Annotated in this window: 30 protein-coding genes, 1 tRNA gene and 1 pseudogene; 17 read left to right on the top strand and 15 right to left on the bottom strand. The window is 63.2% G+C overall.

Annotated elements, in window-relative coordinates; genetic code table 11:
- From I7X09_RS11820 to I7X09_RS11800, 5 genes are read left to right on the top strand one after another with little or no spacing between them, the layout of a single operon-like run.
- Positions 1 to 771: an ATP-binding cassette domain-containing protein gene (locus I7X09_RS11820; RefSeq protein ID WP_003939830.1), complete on the top strand. Its 771-nt coding sequence runs from the start codon at positions 1 to 3 to the stop codon at positions 769 to 771.
- Entirely contained in the window at positions 768 to 1811 is a 1044-nt protein-coding gene (locus I7X09_RS11815; RefSeq protein WP_003939698.1) for an ABC transporter permease, read from the top strand. Before I7X09_RS11820 ends, I7X09_RS11815 begins: the two co-directional genes overlap by 4 nt.
- Positions 1808 to 2857 (top strand): phosphotriesterase family protein, encoded by a 1050-nt coding sequence (locus I7X09_RS11810; RefSeq protein WP_200316935.1) that lies wholly within the window; start codon positions 1808 to 1810, stop codon positions 2855 to 2857. Before I7X09_RS11815 ends, I7X09_RS11810 begins: the two co-directional genes overlap by 4 nt.
- Complete coding sequence (locus tag I7X09_RS11805; protein WP_200316933.1) at positions 2850 to 3602, top strand: glutamine amidotransferase; 753 nt, start codon at positions 2850 to 2852, stop codon at positions 3600 to 3602. The genes I7X09_RS11810 and I7X09_RS11805 overlap by 8 nt, the downstream gene beginning before the upstream one ends.
- Complete coding sequence (locus tag I7X09_RS11800) at positions 3599 to 4225, top strand: TenA family protein (protein ID WP_200316931.1); 627 nt, start codon at positions 3599 to 3601, stop codon at positions 4223 to 4225. Before I7X09_RS11805 ends, I7X09_RS11800 begins: the two co-directional genes overlap by 4 nt.
- 97 nt (positions 4226 to 4322) lie before the next feature.
- On the opposite strand, the gene I7X09_RS11795 is transcribed toward I7X09_RS11800, so the two are convergent.
- Together I7X09_RS11795 and I7X09_RS11790 are read right to left on the bottom strand one after the other, a co-directional pair.
- A tRNA-Met gene (locus I7X09_RS11795) sits at positions 4323 to 4396 on the bottom strand.
- Between the two features lie 53 nt (positions 4397 to 4449).
- Positions 4450 to 5160, bottom strand: a complete 711-nt coding sequence (locus I7X09_RS11790; RefSeq protein WP_200316929.1) for a FadR/GntR family transcriptional regulator — start codon at positions 5158 to 5160, stop codon at positions 4450 to 4452.
- A gap of 98 nt (positions 5161 to 5258) precedes the next feature.
- On the opposite strand from I7X09_RS11790, the gene I7X09_RS11785 reads away from it, so the two are divergent.
- The 4 genes and pseudogenes from I7X09_RS11785 to I7X09_RS11770 all read left to right on the top strand — a co-directional run bounded on the left by I7X09_RS11785 (position 5259) and on the right by I7X09_RS11770 (position 9022).
- Complete coding sequence (locus tag I7X09_RS11785; protein ID WP_200316927.1) at positions 5259 to 6008, top strand: (Fe-S)-binding protein; 750 nt, start codon at positions 5259 to 5261, stop codon at positions 6006 to 6008.
- Positions 6005 to 7525 (top strand): LutB/LldF family L-lactate oxidation iron-sulfur protein, encoded by a 1521-nt coding sequence (locus I7X09_RS11780; protein WP_200316925.1) that lies wholly within the window; start codon positions 6005 to 6007, stop codon positions 7523 to 7525. The genes I7X09_RS11785 and I7X09_RS11780 overlap by 4 nt, the downstream gene beginning before the upstream one ends.
- On the top strand, positions 7522 to 8148 hold the full coding sequence (locus I7X09_RS11775) for a LutC/YkgG family protein (RefSeq protein WP_124569152.1): 627 nt from the start codon (positions 7522 to 7524) through the stop codon (positions 8146 to 8148). The genes I7X09_RS11780 and I7X09_RS11775 overlap by 4 nt, the downstream gene beginning before the upstream one ends.
- A gap of 58 nt (positions 8149 to 8206) precedes the next feature.
- A pseudogene (locus tag I7X09_RS11770) lies at positions 8207 to 9022 on the top strand (mycofactocin-coupled SDR family oxidoreductase).
- Positions 9023 to 9028: 6 nt separating this feature from the next.
- On the opposite strand, the gene I7X09_RS11765 reads toward I7X09_RS11770, so the two are convergent.
- Positions 9029 to 9667: an LON peptidase substrate-binding domain-containing protein gene (locus I7X09_RS11765; RefSeq protein WP_200316924.1), complete on the bottom strand. Its 639-nt coding sequence runs from the start codon at positions 9665 to 9667 to the stop codon at positions 9029 to 9031.
- Positions 9667 to 10143: a DUF309 domain-containing protein gene (locus tag I7X09_RS11760; protein WP_166809019.1), complete on the bottom strand. Its 477-nt coding sequence runs from the start codon at positions 10141 to 10143 to the stop codon at positions 9667 to 9669. The genes I7X09_RS11765 and I7X09_RS11760 overlap by 1 nt, the downstream gene beginning before the upstream one ends.
- Positions 10144 to 10282: 139 nt before the next feature.
- On the opposite strand from I7X09_RS11760, the gene I7X09_RS11755 reads away from it, so the two are divergent.
- Together I7X09_RS11755 and I7X09_RS11750 are read left to right on the top strand one after the other, a co-directional pair.
- Complete coding sequence (locus tag I7X09_RS11755) at positions 10283 to 10627, top strand: YciI family protein (RefSeq protein ID WP_166809020.1); 345 nt, start codon at positions 10283 to 10285, stop codon at positions 10625 to 10627.
- Between the two features lie 6 nt (positions 10628 to 10633).
- Complete coding sequence (locus I7X09_RS11750) at positions 10634 to 11875, top strand: RNA polymerase sigma factor (protein WP_200316914.1); 1242 nt, start codon at positions 10634 to 10636, stop codon at positions 11873 to 11875.
- A 7-nt stretch (positions 11876 to 11882) separates the two neighbouring features.
- On the opposite strand, the gene I7X09_RS11745 is transcribed toward I7X09_RS11750, so the two are convergent.
- Complete coding sequence (locus I7X09_RS11745; protein ID WP_200316912.1) at positions 11883 to 12461, bottom strand: DUF7822 domain-containing protein; 579 nt, start codon at positions 12459 to 12461, stop codon at positions 11883 to 11885.
- Positions 12462 to 12496: 35 nt separating this feature from the next.
- Positions 12497 to 13096, bottom strand: a complete 600-nt coding sequence (locus I7X09_RS11740; RefSeq protein WP_054781655.1) for a TetR/AcrR family transcriptional regulator — start codon at positions 13094 to 13096, stop codon at positions 12497 to 12499.
- A 140-nt stretch (positions 13097 to 13236) separates the two neighbouring features.
- Here I7X09_RS11740 and I7X09_RS11735 point away from each other — a divergent pair, with 140 nt between their 5' ends.
- The 3 genes from I7X09_RS11735 to I7X09_RS11725 all read left to right on the top strand — a co-directional run bounded on the left by I7X09_RS11735 (position 13237) and on the right by I7X09_RS11725 (position 15967).
- Positions 13237 to 14382 (top strand): acyl-CoA dehydrogenase family protein, encoded by a 1146-nt coding sequence (locus I7X09_RS11735; RefSeq protein WP_007730036.1) that lies wholly within the window; start codon positions 13237 to 13239, stop codon positions 14380 to 14382.
- 78 nt (positions 14383 to 14460) lie between these two features.
- Complete coding sequence (locus I7X09_RS11730; protein WP_200316910.1) at positions 14461 to 15222, top strand: SDR family NAD(P)-dependent oxidoreductase; 762 nt, start codon at positions 14461 to 14463, stop codon at positions 15220 to 15222.
- Positions 15223 to 15319: 97 nt separating this feature from the next.
- A complete protein-coding gene (locus tag I7X09_RS11725) occupies positions 15320 to 15967 on the top strand; it encodes a TetR/AcrR family transcriptional regulator (protein WP_095972109.1) in 648 nt (215 codons plus the stop codon).
- Positions 15968 to 15970: 3 nt separating this feature from the next.
- On the opposite strand, the gene I7X09_RS11720 is transcribed toward I7X09_RS11725, so the two are convergent.
- A complete protein-coding gene (locus I7X09_RS11720) occupies positions 15971 to 16432 on the bottom strand; it encodes an SRPBCC family protein (RefSeq protein WP_003940411.1) in 462 nt (153 codons plus the stop codon).
- An 89-nt stretch (positions 16433 to 16521) separates the two neighbouring features.
- Between I7X09_RS11720 and I7X09_RS11715 the strand changes: the two genes are divergently transcribed.
- A complete protein-coding gene (locus tag I7X09_RS11715) occupies positions 16522 to 17148 on the top strand; it encodes a TetR/AcrR family transcriptional regulator (RefSeq protein WP_124569159.1) in 627 nt (208 codons plus the stop codon).
- A gap of 52 nt (positions 17149 to 17200) precedes the next feature.
- Here I7X09_RS11715 and I7X09_RS11710 read toward each other — a convergent pair whose 3' ends face one another.
- Positions 17201 to 17779, bottom strand: a complete 579-nt coding sequence (locus I7X09_RS11710) for a TetR/AcrR family transcriptional regulator (RefSeq protein WP_200316908.1) — start codon at positions 17777 to 17779, stop codon at positions 17201 to 17203.
- A 34-nt stretch (positions 17780 to 17813) separates the two neighbouring features.
- Between I7X09_RS11710 and I7X09_RS11705 the strand changes: the two genes are divergently transcribed.
- Positions 17814 to 18791: a DMT family transporter gene (locus I7X09_RS11705; protein ID WP_234036886.1), complete on the top strand. Its 978-nt coding sequence runs from the start codon at positions 17814 to 17816 to the stop codon at positions 18789 to 18791.
- Here I7X09_RS11705 and I7X09_RS11700 read toward each other — a convergent pair.
- The 6 genes from I7X09_RS11700 to I7X09_RS11675 form a co-directional block, all read right to left on the bottom strand.
- Positions 18778 to 19599, bottom strand: coding sequence for a tyrosine-protein phosphatase (locus I7X09_RS11700; protein ID WP_234036885.1), 822 nt, complete (start codon positions 19597 to 19599; stop codon positions 18778 to 18780). The genes I7X09_RS11705 and I7X09_RS11700 overlap by 14 nt on opposite strands.
- Positions 19600 to 19637: 38 nt before the next feature.
- Positions 19638 to 20051: a phage holin family protein gene (locus I7X09_RS11695; protein ID WP_070385180.1), complete on the bottom strand. Its 414-nt coding sequence runs from the start codon at positions 20049 to 20051 to the stop codon at positions 19638 to 19640.
- A gap of 64 nt (positions 20052 to 20115) precedes the next feature.
- Complete coding sequence (locus I7X09_RS11690; protein ID WP_200316905.1) at positions 20116 to 21057, bottom strand: DUF1214 domain-containing protein; 942 nt, start codon at positions 21055 to 21057, stop codon at positions 20116 to 20118.
- 64 nt (positions 21058 to 21121) lie between these two features.
- Entirely contained in the window at positions 21122 to 21442 is a 321-nt protein-coding gene (locus I7X09_RS11685; RefSeq protein WP_200316904.1) for an SHOCT domain-containing protein, read from the bottom strand.
- A 1-nt stretch (position 21443) separates the two neighbouring features.
- Positions 21444 to 21878: a DUF6325 family protein gene (locus tag I7X09_RS11680; protein ID WP_200316903.1), complete on the bottom strand. Its 435-nt coding sequence runs from the start codon at positions 21876 to 21878 to the stop codon at positions 21444 to 21446.
- Positions 21875 to 22249, bottom strand: coding sequence for a PLDc N-terminal domain-containing protein (locus tag I7X09_RS11675; RefSeq protein ID WP_124569165.1), 375 nt, complete (start codon positions 22247 to 22249; stop codon positions 21875 to 21877). The genes I7X09_RS11680 and I7X09_RS11675 overlap by 4 nt, the downstream gene beginning before the upstream one ends.
- Positions 22250 to 22418: 169 nt before the next feature.
- On the opposite strand from I7X09_RS11675, the gene I7X09_RS11670 reads away from it, so the two are divergent.
- On the top strand, positions 22419 to 23954 hold the full coding sequence (locus I7X09_RS11670; RefSeq protein WP_200316902.1) for a LuxR family transcriptional regulator: 1536 nt from the start codon (positions 22419 to 22421) through the stop codon (positions 23952 to 23954).
- Here the strand turns inward: I7X09_RS11670 and I7X09_RS11665 are convergent.
- Entirely contained in the window at positions 23889 to 24476 is a 588-nt protein-coding gene (locus I7X09_RS11665; protein WP_095973114.1) for a TetR/AcrR family transcriptional regulator, read from the bottom strand. The two genes, I7X09_RS11670 and I7X09_RS11665, sit on opposite strands and share 66 nt — an antisense overlap.
- Positions 24477 to 24564 lie beyond the last annotated feature (88 nt).

Genomic DNA, 24564 nt, shown 5'->3' with positions numbered 1-24564 from the left:
ATGGCACCTCCACTGATCGAACTCTCGGGCATCACCAAGTCGTACGGACCGGTGAAGTCCCTTCAAGGAGTTGACCTTCGGCTGGCGAAGGGTGAAGTACTCGGAGTGGTCGGCGACAACGGCGCCGGTAAGTCCACGCTGATGAAGATTCTCGCCGGTGCAGTTCAGCACGACGGCGGCGAAATGCGTGTCAACGGTGAACCGGTACGCTTTTCGACGCCGCTCGACGCGCAGCAGAAAAAGATCGGAATCGTCTACCAGGACCTGGCTCTGTGCGACACGCTCGACGTCGCCAGCAACCTGTTCCTCGGCAGAGAACCGCGAAAAGGTCCGTTCCTCGACCGGCACGCCATGCACGAGAAGGCGGCTCACATTCTCGCCGACCTGCATGTCAAGGTGAAATCGACCTACCAGGAGATCGGGCAACTGTCCGGCGGGCAGCGGCAAACCGTCGCGATCGCCCGCGCAGTCTCCTTCCGACCCGACGTACTGATCCTCGACGAGCCCACCGCGGCGCTCGCCGTCGCAGAGGTCGAGTCGGTACTCAAGCTGATCACGGACGTGGCAGCGGCCGGGGTGGGCGTCATTCTCGTGACACACCGCTTGCAGGATCTGTTCCGCGTGTGTGACCGAATCACGGTCATGTACGAGGGGCAGAGCGTCGACGACGTTCCGATCGGCGACCTGAACATCGAGTCCCTCGTCGGACTCATCACTCGAACTCCGGTGCCGCAACGGACATCGGCAGCAACACAGGGAGCCACGGCATGACCACTCTCGAGAAGACCCAGGCGCCGATCGAGCGCAAGCTCGCCGCGAAACCCTCCTTGTGGGACAGCGTCAACAAACCGACGCTCGCGATGCTGGCGGTGACAGTTGCTGTCGCAGCCGTCTTCTCGGCAACCACGTCGTCATTCCTGACGTTCACGAACCTTTCGAACTTGGCGACCCAGATCGCTCCGGTTCTGATCATCGCGGTGGCAATGACTTTCGTGATCACGGCCGGTCAGATCGACCTGTCCGTCGGTGCGATCGTCGCGTTCGTCGCGGCAATGAGTGCCGAGCTGATCCAGGCCGGCGTCGATTCGTCCCTGGTCTTCGTCGCTGCCCCGGTGATGGGTGCGGCCTGGGGTCTGGTCAACGGGTGGCTCGCCGCCTATCAGGGTATTCCGCCGTTCATCGTGACTCTGGCGACGATGTCCGTCATCCGCGGTATCGCGCTGTACCGGACCGAAGGGTTCTCCGTTCCGGTCCCGGCCGACACCTACTTCGCGAAGCTCGGAACTGCGGAGTTCCTCGGGTTCTCCGCCAGCGCCTGGATTGCTCTCGTCGTCGTGGTCATCGGAGCAATTGCGCTCAACCGCATGCGTTTCGGACGTTACGTCACCGGCATCGGCTCCAACGTCGAATCGGTACGACGGTCCGGCGTCAACACGCGTCGCGTGCTCATGATGACGCTCGTCTTCACCGGCCTGGCCGCCGGCATCGCGGGACTGCTGATCGCGGCTCGACTGGGCTCGGGATCGGCCAACTCCGCAACGGGATTCGAGCTCACCGTGATCACCGCGGTGGTTCTCGGTGGCACCAACCTCTTCGGCGGTCGCGGCACGGTGATCGGTACCGTCATCGGCGCCGTCCTGACCGGCATCATCGCCAACGGGCTGACCTTGCTCGGCGTGAGCCCGTTCCTGACGCCGATCATCACCGGTGTCGTTCTGCTTCTGGCCATCTGGATCAACATGCGCGGACACACACTGAGTGCGCTGTGGCGACACCTGCAGTCTGCACCCTCGGGGCCTGCACGCTCATGAGCAAGGTTCGTACCGTCACGGGAACTGTGGACAGCTCGGAACTCGGACTGGTTCTCCCACACGAACATCTGCACAACGACGTCACCGGTGCGTACACCGAGGCCCCGGATCCGGTTGTGGCGCAGCGGTTGGCCGGTCCGGTACGCGCCGAGGATGCCTGGCTTCTTCACGACAATCCGTACTACAGTCTCGACAATTGTCGAGTCGACGACGCAGCGGCCGTGGTGGAAGACCTTGCGGACTTCGCCCGCCTCGGTGGTCGGACGATCGTCGATCTGACGCCGCCGGGACTGGGCCGGGCGCCGGAGAAGCTGGGGGAGTTCTCGCGCACGTCAGACGTGCGAGTGATCATGGGTTCTGGCTGGTACCTCGAGACGACCCATCCGGTCGAGGTTCACGAACTCGGTGTCGACGATCTGGCGGGCTCGCTCGTCGCGGAGTTCGATCCGGCAAAGGAATTGGCTCCGGGAGTGATCGGGGAGATCGGTATCTCTCCGCTCTTCACTCAGAACGAGGCGAAGGCCTTGCGTGCGGCGTGCATCGCTCAGCGTGAGGTGGACGTGCCCCTGTTCGTCCACCTTCCAGGGTGGCAGCGCGTCGGACATCACGTTGTCGACATCGTGGTCGACGAGATGGGCGTCGATCCGCATGCCGTAGTTCTGTGCCACATGGACCCGTCGGGGCACGACGCCGACTACCAACGATCGCTCGCCGACCGCGGAGTCTTTCTCGAGTTCGACATGATCGGGATGCCTTTCGATTTCCCCGGCGAGGGTCTCTCTCCGCATCCGGCGGAAACAGCCAGTGCGGTAGCCGGATTGGTCACCTCCGGTCACGCATCACAACTCTTGCTCAGTCACGACCTCTTCCTCAAATCAATGCTCAGAAAGCACGGCGGAAACGGATTCTCCTACGTACCACTCGCCTTCGCCGCCCGGTTGGTGCGCGCAGGCGTAGATCCCCAGCAAGTGTCCGCACTGATGCGAGACAACCCGAGGTCGCTCTTCGAGCAGGCCGCGAAAGGAAACAGAAGCAGTCATGGGTAAACGAGTACTGATCGCCGGCGAGAGCTGGATGACGACGTCGACGCACGTCAAGGGCGTCGACGAGTTCAGTGTCCATTCCTACGTCGAGGGAGTCGGTCCGCTTCGGGATGCGCTCACCTCACGTGGCCACGACGTGACACACATGCCCGCACACCTGGTGCCGACGCAGTTCCCCGGCAACGCAGAAGCGTTGTCCCAGTTCGACGTCGTCGTTCTCTCCGACATCGGAGCGAACTCGCTGCAGTTGGCTCCCGGTGTGTTCGACCAGTTCCGCGCCGGCGAGGATCGCCTTGTCGCGCTTCGTGACTGGGTCGGTGCGGGTGGCTCGCTGATGATGATCGGTGGCTACCTCTCGTTCTCCGGATTCCAGGCGCGAGCAGCTTTCCGGCAGACCGCGATCGCCGAGGTATTGCCTGTGACGATGCTGGCCGAGGACGATCGCGTCGAGACACCGGCCGGGATCGTTCCCACCGTCGTCGATGCTGCTCACCCGGCTCTCGGTGGTGCCGGGGATTCGTGGCCGGCGCTCCTGGGATACAACCGCGTCGTCGCAAAAGACGGTGCTGCGGTTCCCGCCACCATCAACGGCGATCCGCTTGTCGCTGCGGGTGAATACGGCGCCGGACGGTCGATCGTCTTCACCTCGGACTGCTCTCCGCACTGGGCTCCGCCGGAGTTCTGTGAGCAGTGGCCCGGATACACCGACCTGTTCGACGGCTTGATCAGTTGGGTCGCCGGCGAATGAGTCGGTCCTCAGACCTGCTCGCGCGGCAGCAGAGCAACATCGCTGCCGCGCGGGCGGTTCCATTCATCGAGGACACCATCGGCGGGACGTTGAGTGATGAGGGATTTCGCCGGTACCTCGTGATCGAAGAGGCATTCGTACTGACGGCCGTCAAGGTGCTGGGGTTGGTGGTCGCCGAATCCCCGACGCTCGACGACGCGCTCGACCACGTGACGTCGATGTCCAACCTGGTCGGCGAACAGCGCGAGTATTTCGCGCAGTTGCGTTCCCGCTTCCCCTACGAGGGGGACGCAGCGGCTCTGGTCGAGGAGTCGGCCGTGCTGTCCACCCACGCCTTGACCCTGGCTCGCGAAGAGGGCAGGGCGGCAGCCCTGGTGGGCATGTACGCCGCGGAAACCCTGTATCTGTCGTGGTGCCGGGAGGCGGCGGCAGTGAAGGTAGAGCGCGAACCAGCGTTGCAGGACTGGGTGGACATGCATGTCGCTCCGCCGTTCGTGTCCCAGGTGGCGGTACTGGCGTGCGAAGTCGACGCCATGCCCGAGTCCGTCCCTGACGAGGAGCTGGATCGGTGGTTCTCCGGCATGCTCGCCGCGGAGATCGATTTTCACAACGTGGCGGTGTGAACCACTGCTGTGCGCCTTTATTAACCCCCGGCGGTTAATAAAGGCGCACAGCAAAAGGCCCGTAGGTCGCTTTCGCAACCTACGGGCCTCTTCTTTGTAGCGGGGACAGGATTTGAACCTGCGACCTCTGGGTTATGAGCCCAGCGAGCTACCGAGCTGCTCCACCCCGCGTCGGTGTGAAACCAACAGTACACGACTTCTGGAGGTGCAATTACCACCCCCTGTCACCGGCTGGAGTGAGCGCTTTCCGAGTAGTAACCGTGGATGTGGCCGACTATGCGCTGACGTGCGAGTTCGCCGTCACCCGCGTTGACCGCATCGATCAATCCTCGGTGTTCGTGACGTAGTCGCGTGCAGGTGCTCGGCCAGCTGTCGATCTGGACGCCCGCGAGAACGTAGGACTCGATGGACTCGCGCAGGCCGGTCATCATGGCTGCGATCACCTGATTGCCCGCCGCGTCGGCGAGCGCCACGTGGAACTGCGCGTCGAGTAGCAGGAATTCCTCGGCCGAGAGAGCTGCGTAGTCCATCGAGTCGAGCAGTTCGACAGCGGCGCTGAGGTCAGGGGCCGGGGTTCGCGATGCCAGGGACTGCATCACCTCGGATTCGAGCACGAGTCGTGTCTTCACCACGTCCGAGACCGGAAACCCTTGTGCTGCAACCTGCATTCGCATCAGCATGGTCATGCCGCCGGTCGGTTTGGCCACGATCATCGCTCCGGACGTCGGGCCGGATCCCGTCTGCGCTTTCAGCAGGCCGAGAGCTTCCATAACGCGCAGGGCCTCGCGGACCGATGACCGTCCGACGCCCAGTTCGGCCGCCAGAATTCTCTCTCCCGGAAGCCGCTGGCCTGGAGAGACCTCGCCTGAAACGAGCCGACGTTCGAGATGACTCAGTACTTGTTCCCACGCTCGCGGGCCCGGCTCGATCGGCATGAGGCAAGAGCATAACCGGGTGGGCGTCGTTTATGGGGTGGCCTGTCCAGGGATGTATTACTGTGGTCAGACCACACCGACAGATTGCGGGGATCCACATGCGCGTAGCGCTGTTCGCCACCTGCATCGGGGACACGATGTTTCCCGACGCCGCCAAGGCCACCGCCCTCCTGCTGACCCGTCTCGGGCACGACGTCGTGTTTCCGTCCGGGCAGACCTGCTGCGGGCAGATGCACGTGAACACCGGCTACCAGCCAGGTGCGCTGCCGCTGGTCGCGAACTACGCCGATACCTTCGGTGACACGTCGATCGACGCCGTTGTCGCACCGTCGGGATCGTGCGTCGGTTCGATCCGCCATCAACACGAGATCGTCGCCGAGCGTTACGGCACCGCGTCGCTGTGTGGACAGGTGCAGACCGTGAAGGCAAAGACGTACGAGCTTTCCGAATTCCTCGTGGACGTTCTCGAGGTCACCGATGTGGGCGCGTACTTCCCGTACCGGGTCACCTATCACCCGACCTGTCACTCACTGCGCATGCTGAGGGTGGGAGACAAACCACTTCAGTTGCTGCGCAACGTCCGCGACATCGATCTGGTTGAACTCCCCGAAGCAGATTCCTGCTGCGGCTTCGGTGGCACGTTCGCCATCAAGAATGCCGAAACGTCGACGGCCATGCTGGCGGACAAGATTCGCCACGTCGCGGACACCGGCGCCGAATTCTGCAGCGCCGGAGATTCCTCCTGCCTCATGCACATCGGCGGCGGGATGTCGCGACTGCAGATGGGCGTCAAGACCATTCACCTCGCGGAGATTCTGGCGTCGGTGGAAAGCCGGGTGCACGCATGAGCGCTGTGACGCTGGGTCTGCCCAGCTTCCCGCCGAGGTCACCCGAAGGTGCAGGATTCCTGCGAGGTACTGAGAAGTTTCCCGCCGCAGCACATCACGAGCTGGCCAACGCGCAACTGCGACGCAATATCGGCAAGGCGACGCACACCATCCGTGCCAAGCGCATCAACGTGACCGGCGAGCTTCCCGATTGGGAAGAGCTGCGTGACGCGGGTTCGGCGATCAAGGCCGACGTCATGGCGCGGTTGCCGGAACTGCTCGAACAGTTCGAATCCGCAGTAATCGCTCGTGGTGGGAAAGTGCATTGGGCAGCGGATGCCAACGAGGCCAACGCCATTGTGACCGAACTTGTCAAAGCCACCGGCACCGACGAGGTCATCAAGGTCAAGTCGATGGCAACGCAGGAGATCGGGCTCAACGAGCATCTCGAAACCCAGGGCATCACCGCCTACGAGACCGATCTCGCGGAATTGATCGTCCAGCTCGGCCACGACAAACCGTCGCACATTCTGGTTCCCGCCATCCATCGCAACAGGTCCGAGATTCGAGAGATCTTCCTTCGTGAGATGCCAGATGTCGATCCGAACCTCGGGGAGAATCCGGCCGAGCTCGCCGCAGCCGCGCGAAAATTCTTACGCCACAAGTTCATGACGACGCCGGTCGCAGTCTCCGGCGCCAACTTCGGTATCGCGGACACGGGAACACTGACCGTCGTGGAGTCGGAGGGCAATGGGCGAATGTGCCTGACGCTGCCGAAAACGCTGATCACCGTGATGGGCATCGAGAAGATTCTGCCGACGTATCAGGATCTGGAGGTCTTCCTTCAATTGTTGCCGCGGTCGTCGACAGGGGAGCGGATGAACCCGTACACCTCCATGTGGACCGGAGTGACGCCCGACGACGGTCCACAGGAGTTCCACCTGATCCTCCTCGACAACGGCCGGACTGCCGCGCTTGCCGACAAGATCGGACGGGAAGCCCTGAGCTGCATACGGTGCTCGGCGTGCCTGAACGTGTGCCCGGTCTACGAGCGCACCGGTGGTCACGCTTACGGATCGACCTATCCGGGGCCGATCGGCGCGGTGCTGACTCCGCAGCTCGCGGGCATGCATGGCAAAGACGATCCCAACTCGACGCTTCCTTTTGCCTCGAGTCTGTGCGGTGCGTGCTTCGACGCCTGCCCGGTCAAGATCGACATACCGTCTCTTCTGGTCGAATTGCGCCACCAGAAGGTCGAGCAATCCGGTGTCACGGCAGAGTCTTTGGCGATGAAAGCCGCCTCTATTGCGATGTCGACCGAGGGCCGATGGACCCTCGCGCAGAAAGCCGCCGGGATCGGACGCGTCATGGCCGGCAAGAAGGGGAAGATCTCCACCTTGCCACCCCCACTGAACGGTTGGACTGCTGCCAGAGACATTCCCGCACCGCCCAAGCAGACCTTCCGATCCTGGTGGGACTCCGACGAAGGCCGCGCGGCATTGGACGAGGCTCGTCGCGACGGGAAGGCAGACAGATGAATTCACGCGAGTTGGTACTCGGACGCATTCGTGATGCCATCACCTTGGCGCCCGCCCGTGAGAGCGAGATACCGCGAAACTACCGGACTGGCAGAACCATGTCCGCCGACGCCCGCATGGATCTGTTCGTCGATCGCCTCGAGGACTACAAGGCGCATGTCCACCGTTGCACTGCAACAGAAATCGCCGAGGTCGTCACCTCGATACTGACGGCACAGGGGCTACGCACATTGGGAATCCCCGCCGGCCTCGACCGATCGTGGGTAGCCGGATTCGACGGAACGCTGGTGGTGGACGGCCCTGACGTACCGGCTCCTGAACTCGAGAACCTCGACGCCGTTGTCACCGGCTCGAAGGTATCGTGCGCCGAAACCGGCACCATCTTCCTCGACGCCGGTCCATCGCAGGGCCGCCGTGCGTTGACGCTGGTACCGGACACACACATCTGCGTCGTGTATCGCAGCAGTGTGGAAGTGGGAGTGCCGGAGGCGATTGCGAAGTTGACGCCGGAGCGCCCCACCACCATGATCAGCGGCCCGTCGGCGACCTCCGACATCGAACTCGAACGCGTCGAAGGTGTCCATGGTCCGAGGAATCTTCACGTCGTCATCGTGGAGGACTGATTCCCGTCGAGCGGGAACTCGGAGGCAGCGGGCTACATCAGCGTCTAACGTCCCGGCCATGACACAACTGTTGGCAGGCAAGGTCGTTTTCATCACCGGTGCAGCGCGGGGTCAGGGACGCAATCACGCGATCCGACTCGCGTAGGAAGGTGCACACGTCATCGCTGTCGACGTGTGCGCGTCGGTGTCCGAAGACGTGGGTTACGCGGCCGCAACGGAAGCCGACCTCGAAGAAACGGCTCGTCTCGTACGAGCGGAGGGGCGCGAGATCGTCACCGCAGTAGCGGACGTCCGTGACCTCGAGGCGCTGCGGGCGGCGGTGGCGTCGGGCGTCGACAGGTTCGGTCGCCTCGACGTCGTGATCGCCAATGCGGGCATCGCAACGTGGAACCGTTTCTGGGAGATGCCGGAAGAGCAGTGGTCGACGCTGGTGGACATCAATCTCAATGGTGTCTGGCGCACGATGGCAGCCGCAGTTCCTGCAATGATCGAAGCCGGCAACGGCGGTTCCATCGTGATTGTGAGCAGTGCCGCCGGCGTGGCCGAAGCGCCCGGCTGCGCGCACTACTCGGCGGCCAAGCACGGCCTCGTTGGTTTGGCACGCACCGCGGCAACGGAATTGGGCGGCTTCGACATTCGAGTCAACAGCATCCACCCTGGCGCGGTGGAGACCGAGATGGGCAACGATCCCAACGTCGGTAAGGTACTCACCGCTCATCCGGAGTACATGAACTCGTACAAGTGGCCGCTCACGTCCGTCCCGCGCACCACCGTCGAGGACATCTCCAACGCCGTGGTCTATCTCGCGACAGATCTCTCACGCGCGGTCACCGGGACGAAGATCGTCATCGACATGGGCCAGACGATGGCGTAGTCGCGCTCAGAGCAGATTGAACTGCGCTACCTCGATGGTGTTCTCGACTGCCTCCGAGAGTGTGCGGATACGTTCGTCGGCGCCTGGCGCGGTCAGTACAGCCAGGCGATCGGCATCACCCATCGGAATACTTCGTGCCAGGGCGTACAGCCGAGAACCCAACGGATCCAAGGGATCAGGTGGGACGGGCATTCGCGGGGTCTGTTCGCCGGCTCGTAGTGCGAGCTTTCCCAACATGCCGTACATGAACTCGATGCGCTCGAGCAAAGAGTCGTATTCGTAAGCGGTGACGGGTGTTCCGTTGTTCTCGTCCGGCCACAGTTCGACCTCGGCAAGCGGGTAGGGATCGTCCGGCAGCCAGCGATTGACCCGGATGCGGTCCTCGGTCCGGCAGTACAGCTGATACCGTCCGGCACCCATGGCGACATGAGACTCGATCCGAGCCAGAGTGCCGACGTCGTGGCGTGATTCGCCGCCGCCGACCTCGTGGCCACGGGCGATGAGCACTACCCCGAACAGTGGGCCGTCGGCAGCTTCGAGAACGTTCTCGACCAGCGCGCGGTACCGAGGCTCGAAGATGTTCAGCGGCAACACCTCGCCCGGTAGCATTGCGGAGCCGAGCGGAAACATGGGGAAGATGGGCATCAGGGGATTCTCAACCTCGGAATCGGAGGGGCGGGGAAATCGCCGGGGCGATCGATTTCGGCGAGCAGGTGTTCGGACCACGTCAGTAGACCGGGGATGTCGAGGCCGTGCGGGCTTTCCACTTCGTAGTGCCTGATGCGGTCGTGACCCTGGCCGAGGAGTGAGACGGCGCCGGTGTTGTTGCCCCGAAGCAGATGGGTGAGCCCGACGGCCAGCTGAGCCAGTCCCTGCCACAGGTCACGTTCCTCGGGCGGCGCGCTTTTCCACGTTCCTTCGAGAATCTCGTGTGCGTGAAAAGGCATGCCGTGGTCGAGGAGGCGCTGAGCCTCGGTGATGGACTCGTCTGGTGGCAGGCGTACATCGTCCGGAATGCGCGGAACGCCGCCCGGCGCGTCGCGTGGCAGTGGACGGCCGAGTCCGTCGCGGGGCCGCGAATTGAGGGGTTTCCCAGCGGCGTCCCGGTCGCGTTCGGTCATACACTCAGCCTAACGGCAGCACCTCGGACGAACCCGCCAAAAGTTTTTTCGAGTCGCCTGTCGATTCCGGGGAGAACCATTCGTCGTCATGTTGTAAGGCAAGAAGGCCGGAAGAAAACAACAGACCAAGGAGTCAGTCATGAAGTACATGTTGCTCATCTACACCGCCCCCGGCGGAGACACCGAACCCCAGTGCACGTTCGAGGACTGGCAGCAATACGACAAGGAAATGAAAGATGCCGGCATCTGGGTGTCCGGCGATGCCCTCGCCGACCTGACCACCACAACGACGGTTCGGATCTCGCAGTCCGGAGAAAAGACCGTCACCGACGGACCCTTCGCAGAAACCCGTGAGATCCTCGGCGGCTACGACGTCATCGACGTTCCCGATCTGGACGCAGCGCTCGCGTGGGCCGCGCGGTGCCCCGGCGCGCGCGACGGTGGCAGCGTCGAGGTGCGTCCGCTGGCCGGGTTCGGGGACTGATTCGCCGTGGACGAGCAGGCCGAGAACTCCATCGAGTCAGTGTTCCGGGAGGAACGTGGACGGCTCTTGGCCTCGCTCGTCCGCCGTTTCGGTGACCTCGATCTGGCCGAGGAAGTCACGTCCGAAGCCGTCGAAGCCGCGTTGGTGCACTGGCCCGTGGACGGAGTTCCGGCCAAGCCTGGTGCCTGGCTGCTGACCACGGCGCGTCGTAAAGCCGTCGACAGGCTTCGTCGTGATCAGGCCTATGCGGCGCGATTGGCCGTGATGCAGGTGGACGCCGACCGTGCCGACCCGGCGCCGCCCGTCGTCGAGGGGGAACTTCCCGACGAGCGGTTGCAGCTGTTCTTCACCTGCTCGCACCCGGCGCTCGCCGAGGACGACCGAATCGCACTCACCTTGCGTTGCCTCGGCGGGTTGACGACGCCCGAAGTAGCTCGGGCCTTCCTCGTGCCCTCGGCGACGATGGCGCAGCGGATCGTGCGTGCGAAGAAGAAGATCCGTCAGGCTCGGATTCCCTTCCGAACTCCCAGCGCCGAAGAACTCCCGGAACGTCTGCCCGGTGTTCTGCAGGTGATCTATTCGGTGTTCACCGAGGGGTACGCAGCGAGTTCGGGTCCGGATCTGCAACGCGTCGACTTAGCAGTAGAGGCGATCAGGCTGGCGAGGATCTTGCGCGCTTTGCTTCCCGAGGAGCGCGAGATCGCCGGGTTGCTCGCGTTGATGCTTCTCGTCCATGCGCGCCGGGATGCCCGTACCGACGCCGGTGGCGCGATCGTGCTCCTCGAAGATCAGGATCGCGGGTGCTGGGATACGCCGATGATCGAGGAAGGAAGCGACCTGGTCGTGGTCGCGTTGACCGGGGGAGCGCCGGGGCCGTACGGGGTCCAGGCGGCTATCGCCGCATTGCACGACGAGGCCGCCGATGTGCAGAGCACCGATTGGCCGCAGATCTGCGCGCTCTACGGAGTGCTCCTCACGCTGACTCCTTCGCCGGTCGTGGCAGTCAATCGGGCAGTTGCGCTGGCGATGCGCGACGGCGAGGAGGCGGGGCTGACCGCGCTCGAGGAGCTGTCCGCCGAGCCCAAACTTGCCGACTACCACCCGTATCACCTCGCGCGCGCTGAACTGCTCGCGCGGTTGGGGCGTGCCGACGCGGCAGCATCTGCGTACCGGCAAGCTCTGAAACTCGTTGGTACGGAACCGGAGAGGGCCTACCTGGAGCGTCGGCTGGGTGAGATCTCTGACTGATCGGCGGCTATCGCGGGAGGTCGAAATCGAAGTACAGGGTCTCGGACCAGTAACCGAGGCCGAGTTCGCGTAGCGGTTCCTCGACGCTCTCCTGCGTCGGTGTGAACAGTCTCTCCCAGAACTTCGGCTTGGTGGGTGCGAGCGTGGCCAGAGCCGCCTCCATCTCCGCATCGATGTTCGCCAGACCGGCCATCAGGGCCGTGCCCTGTTCGGCGAACGGTTCGTCGTCCATGTCGAAGATCTCGCCGCACTCGAGGACGAAGTAGTGGTCGGGTTCGGTGTGGCTGCGCAGGAAACGCAGCGCATCGCCGGCCATCGTGCCGAGTTCGGGGTGATCGATGCGGCCGAGGAAGTCTTCGAGCCGGGCGATACCAGGACCACAGGGCGCGGTGACCGCGATCAGGTCGGGGGTGTCGTCCCAGATGACCGACTGGTGGGCGAAGGGATTCACGGACACAAGGATCCTCGGGACCAGCGGTATCGCGTACGACCACTCCGAGATTCCTTTGAGTCCACGGGTGCGAGCGGCAGCCGGATTCTCATGCGGAGCAACAGGGGTCGAGTAGAGATAGGTGCGGTTGGCCACTGGCCGAGTCCTTTCTGCGGTCGGCGTCACCTGATTCAGGCGGCGCCCACCATCCTCAATGCCAGGTCTCCGTACAGTTTTCCGATGTCTTCCGGATTCGTGTAGTTGCCGGCCGGGAACCAGCGGCACACGTCGACGCACAGGGACATCAAGGCGAGGGTGACGCCTTCGGCATCGGGGATCGTGAAATCGCCCGACTGCACGCCGGCATCGACAACCTCCCGGACCACCCGCGTCGTGCTGCGGCGAAGCGCGACGACGGTTCGGTAGTGCTCTGGTGTGAGGGCGGTGAGTTCGTACTGGACAACGCGAGCGAGTGAATGGTGCCCCGCCTGCCAACTGGCGAACGTGCTGATCAGTTCCTGCAAGCGAACGGACGGTTCTTCACCCGGTCGGTCGGCGCCCTCGACCACCTTCAACGCTTCGGTGTGGCCTTCGTAGCTGATCGCGAAAAGCAACTCTTCTTTCGAGCGGTAGTGCGGGTACATGGCGGCGGGACTCATATCGAGGCGCGCAGCGATGTCACGGGTGGTGGTGCCGCCGTAGCCCGCGGAGGCAAAAGCGTCCACGGCTGCCGCGCGGATACGGGCCGCGGCTTTGGAGGGGCTGATCACCACGTCAGGTGAGTCGCTCACGGTTTCCTCCAGGTGTGACGGATTTCGATGTTGACAATATCCCGCTCTCGATTCACTATAAGCAGGTGCTTAGATTCTAAGCGAATGCTTAGGAACATCGTTACGTGTGGCATTGCCACGCCGAAAGGAAGCAACTCGTCATGCGTCGCACTCTGTACGGACCCGATCACGAGGCATTTCGCGAATCTGCCCGCGAATTCGTCAACCGGAACATCCTTCCGGTCGCAGAGAAGCTGATCGACCAGCGCTTCATCGACCGTGAAATCTGGCTCGAAGCGGGACGTAACGGTTTCCTCGGGCTCGAGGTTCCGGAGGCGTACGGCGGAAGCGAAGCCGGCGACTACCGCTTCAACGCGGTTCTGGCAGAAGAGCTCTCGCGCGCCAGTGCAGCTGTTGCCTCGAGCTTCGGTATCCACGCCGACGTCGTAGCTCCCTACCTCGTTCAGCTCACCACCGAAGAGCAGAAGCAGCGTTGGCTGCCCAAGTTCTGCACCGGTGAGATGCTGACGGCCATCGGCATGACCGAGCCTTCCGGTGGATCCGACCTCGCCTCGCTCAAGACCACCGCGGTCAAGGACGGCGACGACTGGATCATCAACGGCTCCAAGACCTTCATCACCAACGGCTACAACGCTGATCTCGTGATCGTGGCGGCGCGGACCAGTCCCGAGAAGAAGTCCAAGGGCATCACGCTCTTTGCCGTCGAAACCGGCATGGAAGGTTTCGAGCGCGGACGCAAGCTCGACAAGGTCGGCCAGCACGAGTCCGATACCGCCGAACTGTTCTTCGAGAACGTTCGCGTGCCGTCCACCAACATCATCGGTGAGATCGACCGCGGCTTCATCCACATGATGGAAATGCTCCCGCAGGAGCGCGTCGGCGCTGCGGTGTCCAACATCGCGCACGCTGCTCCGATCCTCGAAGAGACGCTGCAATATGCCAAGGACCGCAAGGCTTTCGGTCAGCCGATCGGCTCGCTGCAGTGGAACAAATTCCTTCTCGCGGATCTCGTGACCCGCATCGAGGTCACTCAGGCCTACGTCGACAACTGCGTCGCGGCACACGCTGCCGGCGAGCTGACCGCCATCGACGCCGCCAAGGCGAAGTGGTGGACCGCGCAGGTGCAGAACGAGGTCCTCGATCACTGCGTTCAGTTGCACGGGGGCTACGGCTTCATGACCGAGTACCGCGCCGCTCGCGCGTGGATGGACGCCCGCGTCACCAAGATCTGGGCTGGATCCAACGAGATCATGAAGGAACTCATCGGCCGCGATCTCGGCCTGTAATTTCGCAACTGCAGTCGATACGTCACTGCCGTCCATACGTCACTTCCCGAACCCGACGACACAGGAGCATCACCGCGCATGTCTGTTCTCGACAAGTTCTCTCTGACCGATCGAGTGGTCATCGTGACCGGTGCGTCGTCGGGCCTCGGGGTGGCGTTTGCGAAAGCCGCAGCAGAGGCCGGTGCGGACGTCGTCCTCGCAGCTCGCCGCGTCGACAAGCTCGAAGACACCGCCAAGCTGGTGCGTGACGCAGGCCGCGAAGCGCTGTGCGTGGCCACCGACATCGTCGATCCCGCGCAGGCCCAGAACATGGTCGACGCCGCGATGGAGAAGTTCGGCCGCGTGGACGTCCTGGTCAACAACGCCGGCGTCGGAACCGCTGTTCCGGCAACCCGTGAGACCCCGGACCAGTTCCGCGCCGTCATCGACATCAACCTCAACGGTTCCTACTGGGCAGCGCAGGCGTGCGGCCGCGTCATGCTCCCGGGCAGCTCCATCGTCAACATCTCGAGCATTCTCGGATTGACGACCGCCGGACTCCCGCAGGCCGCCTATGCGGCGAGCAAGGCAGGTGTCGTCGGACTGACCCGTGACCTCGCACAGCAGTGGGGGACACGCAAAGGCATCCGCGTCAACGCGATCGCGCCAGGCTTCTTCAAGTCGGAAATGACCGACCAATACAACGACGGCTACTTGGATGCGATGGCTCCACGCCTGATCCTCGGCCGCATGGGTGACCCGGAAGAGCTCGCGGGCACCATGGTGTGGCTCGCATCCGAGGCAGGCGGATACGTCACGGGACAGACCATCGCCGTCGACGGAGGAATCACCATCACCTGACGCCGATGCCGAGAAGTCGCCGGCTTTGCCGTATAAGTAGCTGGTGACCTCTCGCGCCGAACCTCAGGAGAACTGGGAAGACCGTCCGCCACCATCCATGGCTGCGACGGAGCTTCTGCGTGACCTGCCGGTGACTGCCCGCGGCGTCCGTACCAGGGCTTCTCTGGTTGCAGCGGCTCGAACTGTGTTCGAGCGCGCCGGGTATCTCGACGCCCGTCTCACGGACATCACCAAGGAAGCGAACTGCTCCACCGGCACCTTCTACACGTACTTCGACAACAAAGAGCAGATCTTCGCCGCAGTTCTCGACGTTGCGCAGGAAGACATGTTGCACCCCGGCATGGGGCGGGTCCGCGATGTCGACAATCCGTATGCGGTCCTCGAATCGAGCAACCGTGCCTATCTGACGGCATTTCGCCGTAACGCCAAGCTGATGGGTCTGCTCGAACAGGTATCGCACATCGATCCGGCTTTCGCGAAACTGCGTCGGGACCGAGCCGAGACCTTCATTTCGCGTAATGCCCGAGCCATCGAACGCTTGCAAGCGGCAGGCAAGGCAGACAGCTCGTTGGATCCGCTGCTGGCTTCCCGAGCATTGTCGGCGATGGTGAGCCGTCTTGCCTACAGTTCGTTCGTCTCGGAAGAACCTGGCGCCGACGGCAACCCTGTCCCGTTCGAGGACGTCGTCAAGACGGCTACCCAAGTGTGGGCCAACGCCCTGGGCCTCGAAGGCGACCGCGGGTAGTTTTCAGCCTTCGCCGCGGGCCGCGAACTGCTCCTCGAGGCTGTGGCGCAACGTCTCCTCGCTGTTCTTGACAGCGTTTTCGACGAACGGCCCGATCAATCGGCCGAGTGCTTTTCCGGCAATGCCCCCGGGGAGTTTGTAGGCGAAGTCGACGGAAAGCTCGGTCTTGGAATCGTCGATCGCGGCGAATTCCCAGGTGGACGAGTTGGATACACCGCCGAGCGAAGACAGCTTGATGATCCGATTCTTCTCCCACTCGGTGACCTCGAGCTTGGAGCGCAACGTGCTGGGCCCGATCTGCATGGCCGCGTCGAACGTGGCGCCGAGCCCCTGATCGAACTCTCCGAACGGGGTGAACTCGGAAACACCGAACATCCAGGTCGGGACATTGCGGTAGTTGTCGATGTAGTCGAAGGCGACATCAACCGGCACGGCAGCAACCGCGGTGTGGCGAACATGGATCATGACTGGTCCCTGTCTTTCGGTGAACACCGACTCTAACCAATGGCTCCGACGTGTTCGGCGGCGGCGCAAGAGCGATCTACGGTATCGGTATGACGAACGAGCTTCCGGTACGCGGGTCCTGGCGCGATTACGAAGACCTGGGATTGCCGAAACCGCTCGCCGCGGCGCTGGAGGCGTTCGTCGAGCAGGGCTATCACGGAACGTCGATCCGTGACGTGGCGTCGCGGTCCGGGCTGTCGGTGCCTGGGCTCTACCACCACTATCCGTCCAAGCAGGCTCTGCTGATCGGTCTGGCGACCGTCGTGATGACGGAGTTGTTGGAGCGAAGCCGCGCCGCCGAACTCGATGCCGGGGACGATCCCTCGGACCGTTTCGACGCGGTGATCGAATCTCTGTTGCGGTTCCACATGTTTCGACGCGAGCAGTCGTTCGTCGCCTCCTCCGAGATCCGCAGCATGGAGCCCGACAGTCGGGCGAGCTACATCGCGCAGCGCGACGAACAGCAGAAACAGGTGGACCGGATCGTCCTCGACGGCGTCGATTCGGGAGTGTTCGAGGCCGACCATCCCGAGGATGCCAGCCGCGCCGTTGTGACAATGTGCGTCGCCGTGGCGGTGTGGTACCGACCGGACGGTGAGTTGTCTCCGGAGGAGTTGGTGGAGAGGTATTTGGAGATAGCGCGGCGCATGGTGGGGGCGAAGCGGGTGGGGGAGTGACTGTGGGGGCGAAGCGGGTTGGGGAGTGACTGTGGGGGCGTAGCGGGGTGGATCAACCGGAATTCTTCAGCAATTCGAGCGCCGCGTCCCGGCCGGCCCCGAAGGGGTCGGTGCCGATACCGATCCCGTCTGCGACGAGGGCACCTTCGTGAAGCAGCATGATTGCCTCGACGAGACGTTCGTCGGCCCGCCCGTCCGTCGCCAGAATGCGCCGAAAGACGTCCAACATTTCCTGCTTCTGTTCGGCGATGACAGCGAATACCTGATGTGAGCGATCACTGAACTCAGCGTGAGCGTTGATCATGCTGCACCCCTTGCCTCCGCTCGCCCTCGACCAGGAGGCGGAAGCATCGAACACCGCACTCAACCGTTCGGCGCGGCTGTGTCCGGCTGATGCCAACTTCTTGTCGCGAAAAATCCGCCACCGCCGATCTCGATCCTTCAGATATTCCACGACGAGGCCGTCTTTCGAGCCGAACCGCTCGTACAAAGTCTTCTTCGTGACCCCGGCGTCCAGTGCGACGGTATCCACGCCTACGGCGTGAATTCCCTTTTCGTAGAACAGCTTCGATGCCGACTCCAGAATGCGACGTGCTTTCGGAGTCAATTCGGGTACGGATTCGTCTGCCATGGACAAAAGTATACCGATCTGTATAGTCGACTCCATGAGTAAACAGATCGGTATACCTCGGATCGTGACCCCGAGATCTGCCGTGACGGCCACCTTGTCGATCCTGTTCGTCGCGTGCTGGAGTTCGGGATTCATCGGAGCCAAACTCGGCGCCGGCAGTGCCGAGGTACCCACGCTGCTGATGTGGCGTTTTCTCCCGCTTGCGGCGGTACTGGTCCCGATTGTCTGGCTCTCCGCCCGGCGCCGGAACACGATGCCGACACCGCGAGCGCTCGGCAGGCAGATAGTGATCGGGATGCTCTCCCAGAGCGGCTATCTGTTGTCCGTGTACTGGGCAGTCGATCTCGGCGTGAACACCGGGACAACTGCGCTGATCGACGGTATTCAGCCGCTGGTGGCAGCCGCGCTGCTCGGCCCGGTCCTCGGTGTCGCAGTCCCGCGGATGCAGTGGATCGGATTAGCGATCGGACTGGCCGGCGTCGCGATGGTCACGGCAGCCGACGCCGGAGCCGGTACATCGGCGCCGTGGTGGGCCTACGCGATTCCGTTCCTGGGGATGGTGAGCCTGGTTGCATCCACCTTCGTCCAGCAACGCGCTCCCACGTCTATGCCACCACTGCAGGCCTTGGCCATCCACTGCTTAACCAGCGCAATAGTTTTCACGATTCTTGCGTTCGCTTCGGGTGCTGCCGCACCGCCGAGTGTCAACACATTCTGGATCGCATTGCTCTGGTTGATCGTGTTGTCCACCTTCGGCGGTTACGGCCTGTACTGGTTGTTGCTGCGTCGCATCGGCATCACGTCCGTCAACACTTTGATGTTCTTGATCGCTCCGGTCACCGCGGTTTGGGGCGCACTGATGTTCGGAGAATCTTTCACTCCGTTCACCGCGCTCGGATTGGCGGTGGGCATCCTCGCCGTCATCGTGGTCACCCGCGTGGACAATCGACCGAAGAAGCAGGACGAGAGCACGGATTCCTGCCCGGTAAGAGCTCCGATCACGTCGCGCTGACGAAGCCCGATCGTGATGTGAACCGCTCGCGGAGCGCGGTGATTTGTTCTGAGGTGAGCTTGAGTCCGTTGATTGCGTAGTCCTCGACTGCGCCGAATTGCGTGCGCATTTCGTCGAGCGCGGCGTCGAAGTAGCTGTCGCGGACTCCGAGGAGCGGCCGGAGCAGTTCTCCGTCAACGCCTTTGCTTGCGGCGAAGTCGAGGATCGGTTCCGTCATAGGTGCCAGATCGGTGTTCGTCTCCAGGTAGTCGGCGCGTACATCGGCTTCGTCGGCGCCGAGGAGGAGCAAGAAAGAGGTCGCGGCCCACCCGGTGCGATCCTTGCCGGTGGTGCAGTGGAAAAGCGCCGCCCCGGTGCGTTTTTCGTCGATGAGGTCGAGGTAGAACGCGCGGTAGGCGTCGAGTGCGGACGGCAGGCTGACGAAGTTGCGGTTGGCTTCCTCCATCTGCGCGATCCCACGGCCACCGCTGACACTCTCGGCGTACGCGGCCGGGTCCGTCATGAGAAGTCCGGTGGCCGCGGCGTTGTGGGCATTGTCGGCGAGTACGTCGAGCCAGACTGTCCGCGTCGAGTCAGGGAGATTGTCGAGTGCGCCGTCGCGCTCAGCTGCGGTCCTCAGGTCGTACACAGTCCGAACGTCCAGGCGGGCGACCGCGGCAACGTCGTCGCCGTCGAGTTTTGCCAGCGTCGCCGAACGATAGAGCGCGCCGGCGCGGACGGTGCCGTCTGCAACGGGAATGCCACCGAGGTCCCGGAAGTTCGGAGCGGTCTTCAGGAGAACGCGACGATCGAGCGGGTGAGTTGGCATGGCTGACTCCTCGTGGGTTCCGTTTCTGCACTGATCATTCATGCCTTCTGCACACTGCGCACGAGCTTTTCGGCATTGCGTCTCTTGATCCACTTGTCGATGACGAGTGCCATGAAGATCCACCCTCCCAACGCCGTGATCACCCACACGATGATCGGGGCGAGGATCCAGGACCCGACGCCGCTGATCGCAATGCCGTCGGGGACCAGGGTCGCAACCCAGAGCGCGAGCAGTGTGGCGACCAAGCCGACACCACCCGCGAGCGGAGCCGCATAGTGCAGTGCCACGCTGAGCACGAACGGGCCGAGAATCATATGGGCGAGGGTGAATACACCGATAGCGGCCAAGAAACCGTTGACGCTCAGGCTGACCCCGGGTAAAGCGAAATGCACGACGATCAGCGCGATCGCGCCGAGTACGCATTGCGAAACGAGCTGAAACAGCAGACGCATGGCTTGTACCTCCGTGATCGGGTCGAATCACCCGAGAGTGGTGTGTGCGTGGGGAAACGCTTCGTCAGAGCGCTTCGGGACGAGGCGCCGTCCAGGTGCCGTCGAGCACGGAGGGGCGGGGGCGGTACAGGCGCAGTACGTAGTTCCAGCCCGGCATGATGGGCAGCGCGTTCGCGACGCCGTCAAGGTGAATACCGAAGCGGACAGTCGTGCTGCCGTCGGCATCGAGGGCGGCGGTGAGGCTGTTGATGCTGTTCACGCCCAGGGCGTTCTCTTCGAAGTATCCCGCTGCGTTGTACAGCGAGACCGACCAGAACGCATCCGCGGGAACGTCGTTCAGGCGGAGACGGTATTCCCCGACCGGGAGACCTTCGTCGAAGTTGACGTAGGTGGCCTCGTACTCGGGAAGGCCACCCCAGCCGGAGGCGGTACCGAGCAGGTGCCTGATGGGGTCGACTTCCGCAGCGGTGCCGAATGAATGGTCGTATGTGGTGATGCCACGCGCGAGTGCGAGGAGCGCGTCGCGGGTCTCGGTCTGCGACTGTTCGTCGTAGTCGGGCATCGGGAACTCACCGGTTCCGCCGCCGTCGATGGTGAGGGCGTCTTGCAACCGGTTCACCTCGGTGACGTCTTCGGAGCTGTTCGGATCGACGAGGATGCGCACGATGAGCGCGGCGTAGTCGGTGCCGACCAGTTCGCGCGTGAGCAGGTGCTCGCCCGGATCGCGGAGGATGACGGGACCGTAGTGATCTTGACTGACCACCCACACGGAGATGTAGCGCTTGCCGGTATCGGGCACCGTGATCGTGACGTTCTCGCGCACGTCGATGATCGCGCTGCTGTACAGGGTGTCGCGGTTCTGGCGGATGATCGGCTGGTTGTCGAGTGACCCGAGATCACGAGTGTGGTTCCACGTGCCCAGGCCGACGCCCGCGGCCAGGCGAGCGAACATGAGGTCGGATTCTGCCCGATTGAAGTTCAGGACGTTGACTGCGATCGCGGACATAACTGGTTCCATTCGGTGTCGGGTACGGCACGGGAGCGGGAATCCCTCGCTCCATCGGGGTGAATCAGCCGAGCAGTCGTGCTTTCGCGGCTTCGAACTCTGATTCGCTCAGTAGGCCCTGCGATTTGAGGTCGCCGAGTTTCTGCAACTCCGCGACGAGATCGACCGAGGCTGTGGGTGTGGGTGTGGGTGTGGGTGTGGGAATCGGGAGTACTGCCTGCTGCTGGGCAAACTCGTACTGTGCGTGCTCGTATTCGGCCTGGGCTCTCCGTTGCCGGCGAGTGGCCATACCGTCGCTGACGGCGGTCGCGGTACCGGTCACGACCGCGGTACGGGCGGCGAGGCCCAGTAGTCCGGGGCGGCCTCGTCTCGGGATGTACGGCATGTCAGACCTCCAGTTTCGGGATGATCGTGTCCATGAGGGCGTTGACGACGGGTGCGGGTATCCGCTCGTAGCCCAGCAGTACCGCGCCGGACTCGGCGGTCCGGGCGGCGAGCTCGCGCTGATAGACCAGCTCGAGAGCGACCAGCAGCGCTGACGCGCCGGCGGGGATTGCTGCCGCGAGTTCGGTGATGTCGTCGTGCCCGAGCAGACCGGACGCGCCGAGCATCTCGACGCTGATCTCGAAGCTGTTCGGTAGTTCCTCGACCTCGACGAGGGTGAGTTCACCGTCCTCGGCCTTGGCGATGACGATCAGATCGAGCAGTCGCACCAGGCCGGTATCCGTGAGGTCGATGAGCGCGGAGAGAGCGGCGGGATCGAGGCCGGCTCCAGGCAGGCCGAGAAGATAGAAGTCGACAGGTCCGAAGCGGGCACTCACGAGAGGACCTTCAGTTTCAGTGCGGCGAACTCGTCCTCGTTGATCGCTCCGGCTTCGAGCAACGCTGCGGCTGTGGCGATCTCCTCGCTGGGGCTCTTTCCTGCGACCTCGCGGATATACGATTCGGCAGCGTTCTCGGCGTCACGTGCGGCCTTGTTGCTGCGTTCCGTCATCCCTTCGCCGCGAGCGACGAGGTAGACGAGCGCGGTGAGGATGGGCAGGAAGAGCAGGAAAAATATCCAGACAGCTTTCAACCAGCCGCTCAGCTTGTGGTCGCGGAACAGGTCAGCGATGATCGCGAACAGCGCGAAGAGATATCCGATGAAGACGGTCGCCCACAGCATCCAGCCGAGGCTTTCCCAGAAACTCATGTGTCTTGTCCGTTCGTGTCGGGCCTGCGCACCGGTATTTCGCCGACTGGCGCATTTTGGTTGATTCCGGCAATTCTCACCGGTTTCCGCAGGCTTCGATCGCCGTCTCATCCGAAGCGGATGAGACCGGATTTCCACGGCGGTCGAATGTCTCGAGTATCTTCGACACATGATCGAAGCCGTGCGTGATGCACTCGCCTCCGGTGAAGCGGAGCAGGCTCGACGCGTGCTGCGGAAGAATTGGCTCCGTCTGATTCTCGAATCTCATACCAGGGAACTGGAGCAGCTCTGCCTTGCTCATCCCGATCCGCACGATCCGCACATCCTGCTGATAAGAGCGTGCTGCCGTGACCTCAGCGGCGACCCGTACGGCGCGGAGTTTCTCCGCGGGCAGGGTCTGCGGGTGGCGTCCGACGATTTTGTCGTCTGCTTCACCGACCTGCTGCTCGCTCCGGACACCTCGACCAAGGCCGTCATCGCCGATCGTGCGCGCCACGCGCTCTCCCAGTGCGAGCCCGAAGACGATTACCCGTCCGCGCTGTTCCTCCTCGGATGGACCGAGATCAGGCTTCGTCGCGATCTTCCTCGTGCCATCGCGCTACTTCGTTCCGCCAGCGATGAGGCACAGTTGCAGTCGCGTGCGGAGACATTTCGTCTGGCGCAATCCAACTTGGCGTTTGCCCTCACTCACGCGGGAGCATTCACCGAAGCCGAACAGATTCTCGACGGCCTCCCGTCCCGAGAAGTGGCGTCCGACTGGGAACGCTTCGAAGGTGGCCTCCCGCAGTCGAATCGAGGATGCATCGCGTACTGGCGTGGCGACTTCGAGGAGGCGATCGCTCAGTTCGACTCGATCATCGTCGAGGGCAGTCCCGGAACCAACTTCGAGGCGCTCGCCCGGCTGTACCTGGTGATGAGCCTGATCGCTCTGAACCGGGAAGACCGGTACCACAACGCCGCTCGTCTGCTGCGCGGCGTGAGCACTGCGGACAAGCACGGCATTCCTTGGGATACATTGCGACGCGTCACCACGGCCTGGCTCGCCCACGCTCAGGGGCAGGACGACCAAGCGCGCCGGATCGCAACGCCCACGCTGACCCGAACCGGTGCTGCGGTCGCTCATGCCCTTCTCTCGGAGCTCTACCGAGTCTTGGGAGATCCGGAACCGTCGGCTCGGGCGATTCGTTTGGCAACCTCGGCGGGGCTACCCCGATATGCGTTGGTGAGCACACTTGTCACGTCTGCTGCGCTGAGTTCCGTCGCAGGGCGTGGATCGCAGGCGCACGAGCAGTTGGATCGTGCGCTGGCGGAGGCAATCCCCGAGCGGATTCTCGCTCCTTTTCTCAGCGGCGATCCGGTAATTGTCGATCTCTTGAACGCGCACGCAGTACAAGGGTCGAGACACCAGGAACTCCTGCGCACGATTCTGGAAAAACGGAGCCGGCTCTCTGCCCAGCTCACAGGAGTTCTGACCGAACGTGAGACCGAGATTCTCACGTTTCTGCGCACCACGATGACTGCGGACGAGATCGCTGCGCATCTCGGCATTGCCTATCCCACCGTGAAGACACACATTCGCTCGATCTACCGCAAATTGGGTGTGACCAAAAGGCGTGCCGCTGTTCAAGCAGCCGACAACCTAGACCGCGGGATCGGGCGCGATTCCGCGGCGGAGGCTGCGAACCGTCAGGTCCAAGGCCTGTAGTCGCGTCCCGGAACCGCGGTTCACGTAGTCCATGGACGTGTAGAGCAGTGACCACAGCAGGTTCTGCACCCAGTCCGAACCCATGTCGGGGTCGATGGACCCGTCGGAGTGTCCGCGCTCGATGGCGTCGGTGACGTCGTCGTCGTTCGACGCGGACTCGGCAAACGAATCTTCTTGATACACGCCGGGAGTGAAGAACAGGACCGTCAAAAGGTCGGCCAATTCGAAGTATTCATGGCACAGGCGAACCAGTGCCTCGGCTCCGGTGCCCTCACCGAGTCGCGCCGCCGCTGCGGCCTCACCGACGGCTCGGGTGGCCTCGGCGGCGACTGCGTCGACCAGGTCTGACCGTTCGGGGAAGTAGCGGTGCAAGGTGGTTCGTCCGACCTTCGCCGCCGAAGCGATCTCGCTGAGCGTCGCGGCCGGCTTGGATGCGAACACCGAAACGGCAGCATCGAGGATGGCCTTCCGGGTGCGCTCGCGGGTCGCGCTTTGTTCTGGTGCGCTGTGGATCGTTGTCACGAATTCGAAGCGTAGCCGTGTCAGGTTTCGGTATCCAGTGTTTCCGTATCGGAATTCCTCTTGCCCTTTATGGAACATTCGTGTTCCA

The sequence above is a fragment of the Rhodococcus sp. P-2 genome (assembly GCF_016598535.1).
GTDB lineage: Bacteria > Actinomycetota > Actinomycetes > Mycobacteriales > Mycobacteriaceae > Rhodococcus_F > Rhodococcus_F baikonurensis.
Note: the sequence above shows the minus strand (reverse complement) of the source record. Positions and strands in the feature narration are given on the sequence as shown.

Coding starts and splice junctions, on each gene's coding strand:
- I7X09_RS11690 (WP_200316905.1), bottom strand. CDS start 21,057: ATGTCCGCGATCGCAGTCAACGTCCTGAACTTCAATCGGGCAGAATCC.
- I7X09_RS11775 (WP_124569152.1), top strand. CDS start 7,522: ATGAATTCACGCGAGTTGGTACTCGGACGCATTCGTGATGCCATCACC.
- I7X09_RS11800 (WP_200316931.1), top strand. CDS start 3,599: ATGAGTCGGTCCTCAGACCTGCTCGCGCGGCAGCAGAGCAACATCGCT.
- I7X09_RS11810 (WP_200316935.1), top strand. CDS start 1,808: ATGAGCAAGGTTCGTACCGTCACGGGAACTGTGGACAGCTCGGAACTC.
- I7X09_RS11670 (WP_200316902.1), top strand. CDS start 22,419: ATGATCGAAGCCGTGCGTGATGCACTCGCCTCCGGTGAAGCGGAGCAG.
- I7X09_RS11815 (WP_003939698.1), top strand. CDS start 768: ATGACCACTCTCGAGAAGACCCAGGCGCCGATCGAGCGCAAGCTCGCC.
- I7X09_RS11785 (WP_200316927.1), top strand. CDS start 5,259: ATGCGCGTAGCGCTGTTCGCCACCTGCATCGGGGACACGATGTTTCCC.
- I7X09_RS11705 (WP_234036886.1), top strand. CDS start 17,814: ATGAGTAAACAGATCGGTATACCTCGGATCGTGACCCCGAGATCTGCC.
- I7X09_RS11725 (WP_095972109.1), top strand. CDS start 15,320: ATGGCTGCGACGGAGCTTCTGCGTGACCTGCCGGTGACTGCCCGCGGC.
- I7X09_RS11765 (WP_200316924.1), bottom strand. CDS start 9,667: ATGCCCATCTTCCCCATGTTTCCGCTCGGCTCCGCAATGCTACCGGGC.
- I7X09_RS11760 (WP_166809019.1), bottom strand. CDS start 10,143: ATGACCGAACGCGACCGGGACGCCGCTGGGAAACCCCTCAATTCGCGG.
- I7X09_RS11675 (WP_124569165.1), bottom strand. CDS start 22,249: ATGAGTTTCTGGGAAAGCCTCGGCTGGATGCTGTGGGCGACCGTCTTC.
- I7X09_RS11755 (WP_166809020.1), top strand. CDS start 10,283: ATGAAGTACATGTTGCTCATCTACACCGCCCCCGGCGGAGACACCGAA.
- I7X09_RS11695 (WP_070385180.1), bottom strand. CDS start 20,051: ATGCGTCTGCTGTTTCAGCTCGTTTCGCAATGCGTACTCGGCGCGATC.
- I7X09_RS11790 (WP_200316929.1), bottom strand. CDS start 5,160: ATGCCGATCGAGCCGGGCCCGCGAGCGTGGGAACAAGTACTGAGTCAT.
- I7X09_RS11780 (WP_200316925.1), top strand. CDS start 6,005: ATGAGCGCTGTGACGCTGGGTCTGCCCAGCTTCCCGCCGAGGTCACCC.
- I7X09_RS11735 (WP_007730036.1), top strand. CDS start 13,237: ATGCGTCGCACTCTGTACGGACCCGATCACGAGGCATTTCGCGAATCT.
- I7X09_RS11710 (WP_200316908.1), bottom strand. CDS start 17,779: ATGGCAGACGAATCCGTACCCGAATTGACTCCGAAAGCACGTCGCATT.
- I7X09_RS11720 (WP_003940411.1), bottom strand. CDS start 16,432: ATGATCCATGTTCGCCACACCGCGGTTGCTGCCGTGCCGGTTGATGTC.
- I7X09_RS11805 (WP_200316933.1), top strand. CDS start 2,850: ATGGGTAAACGAGTACTGATCGCCGGCGAGAGCTGGATGACGACGTCG.
- I7X09_RS11685 (WP_200316904.1), bottom strand. CDS start 21,442: ATGCCGTACATCCCGAGACGAGGCCGCCCCGGACTACTGGGCCTCGCC.
- I7X09_RS11715 (WP_124569159.1), top strand. CDS start 16,522: ATGACGAACGAGCTTCCGGTACGCGGGTCCTGGCGCGATTACGAAGAC.
- I7X09_RS11730 (WP_200316910.1), top strand. CDS start 14,461: ATGTCTGTTCTCGACAAGTTCTCTCTGACCGATCGAGTGGTCATCGTG.
- I7X09_RS11820 (WP_003939830.1), top strand. CDS start 1: ATGGCACCTCCACTGATCGAACTCTCGGGCATCACCAAGTCGTACGGA.
- I7X09_RS11700 (WP_234036885.1), bottom strand. CDS start 19,599: ATGCCAACTCACCCGCTCGATCGTCGCGTTCTCCTGAAGACCGCTCCG.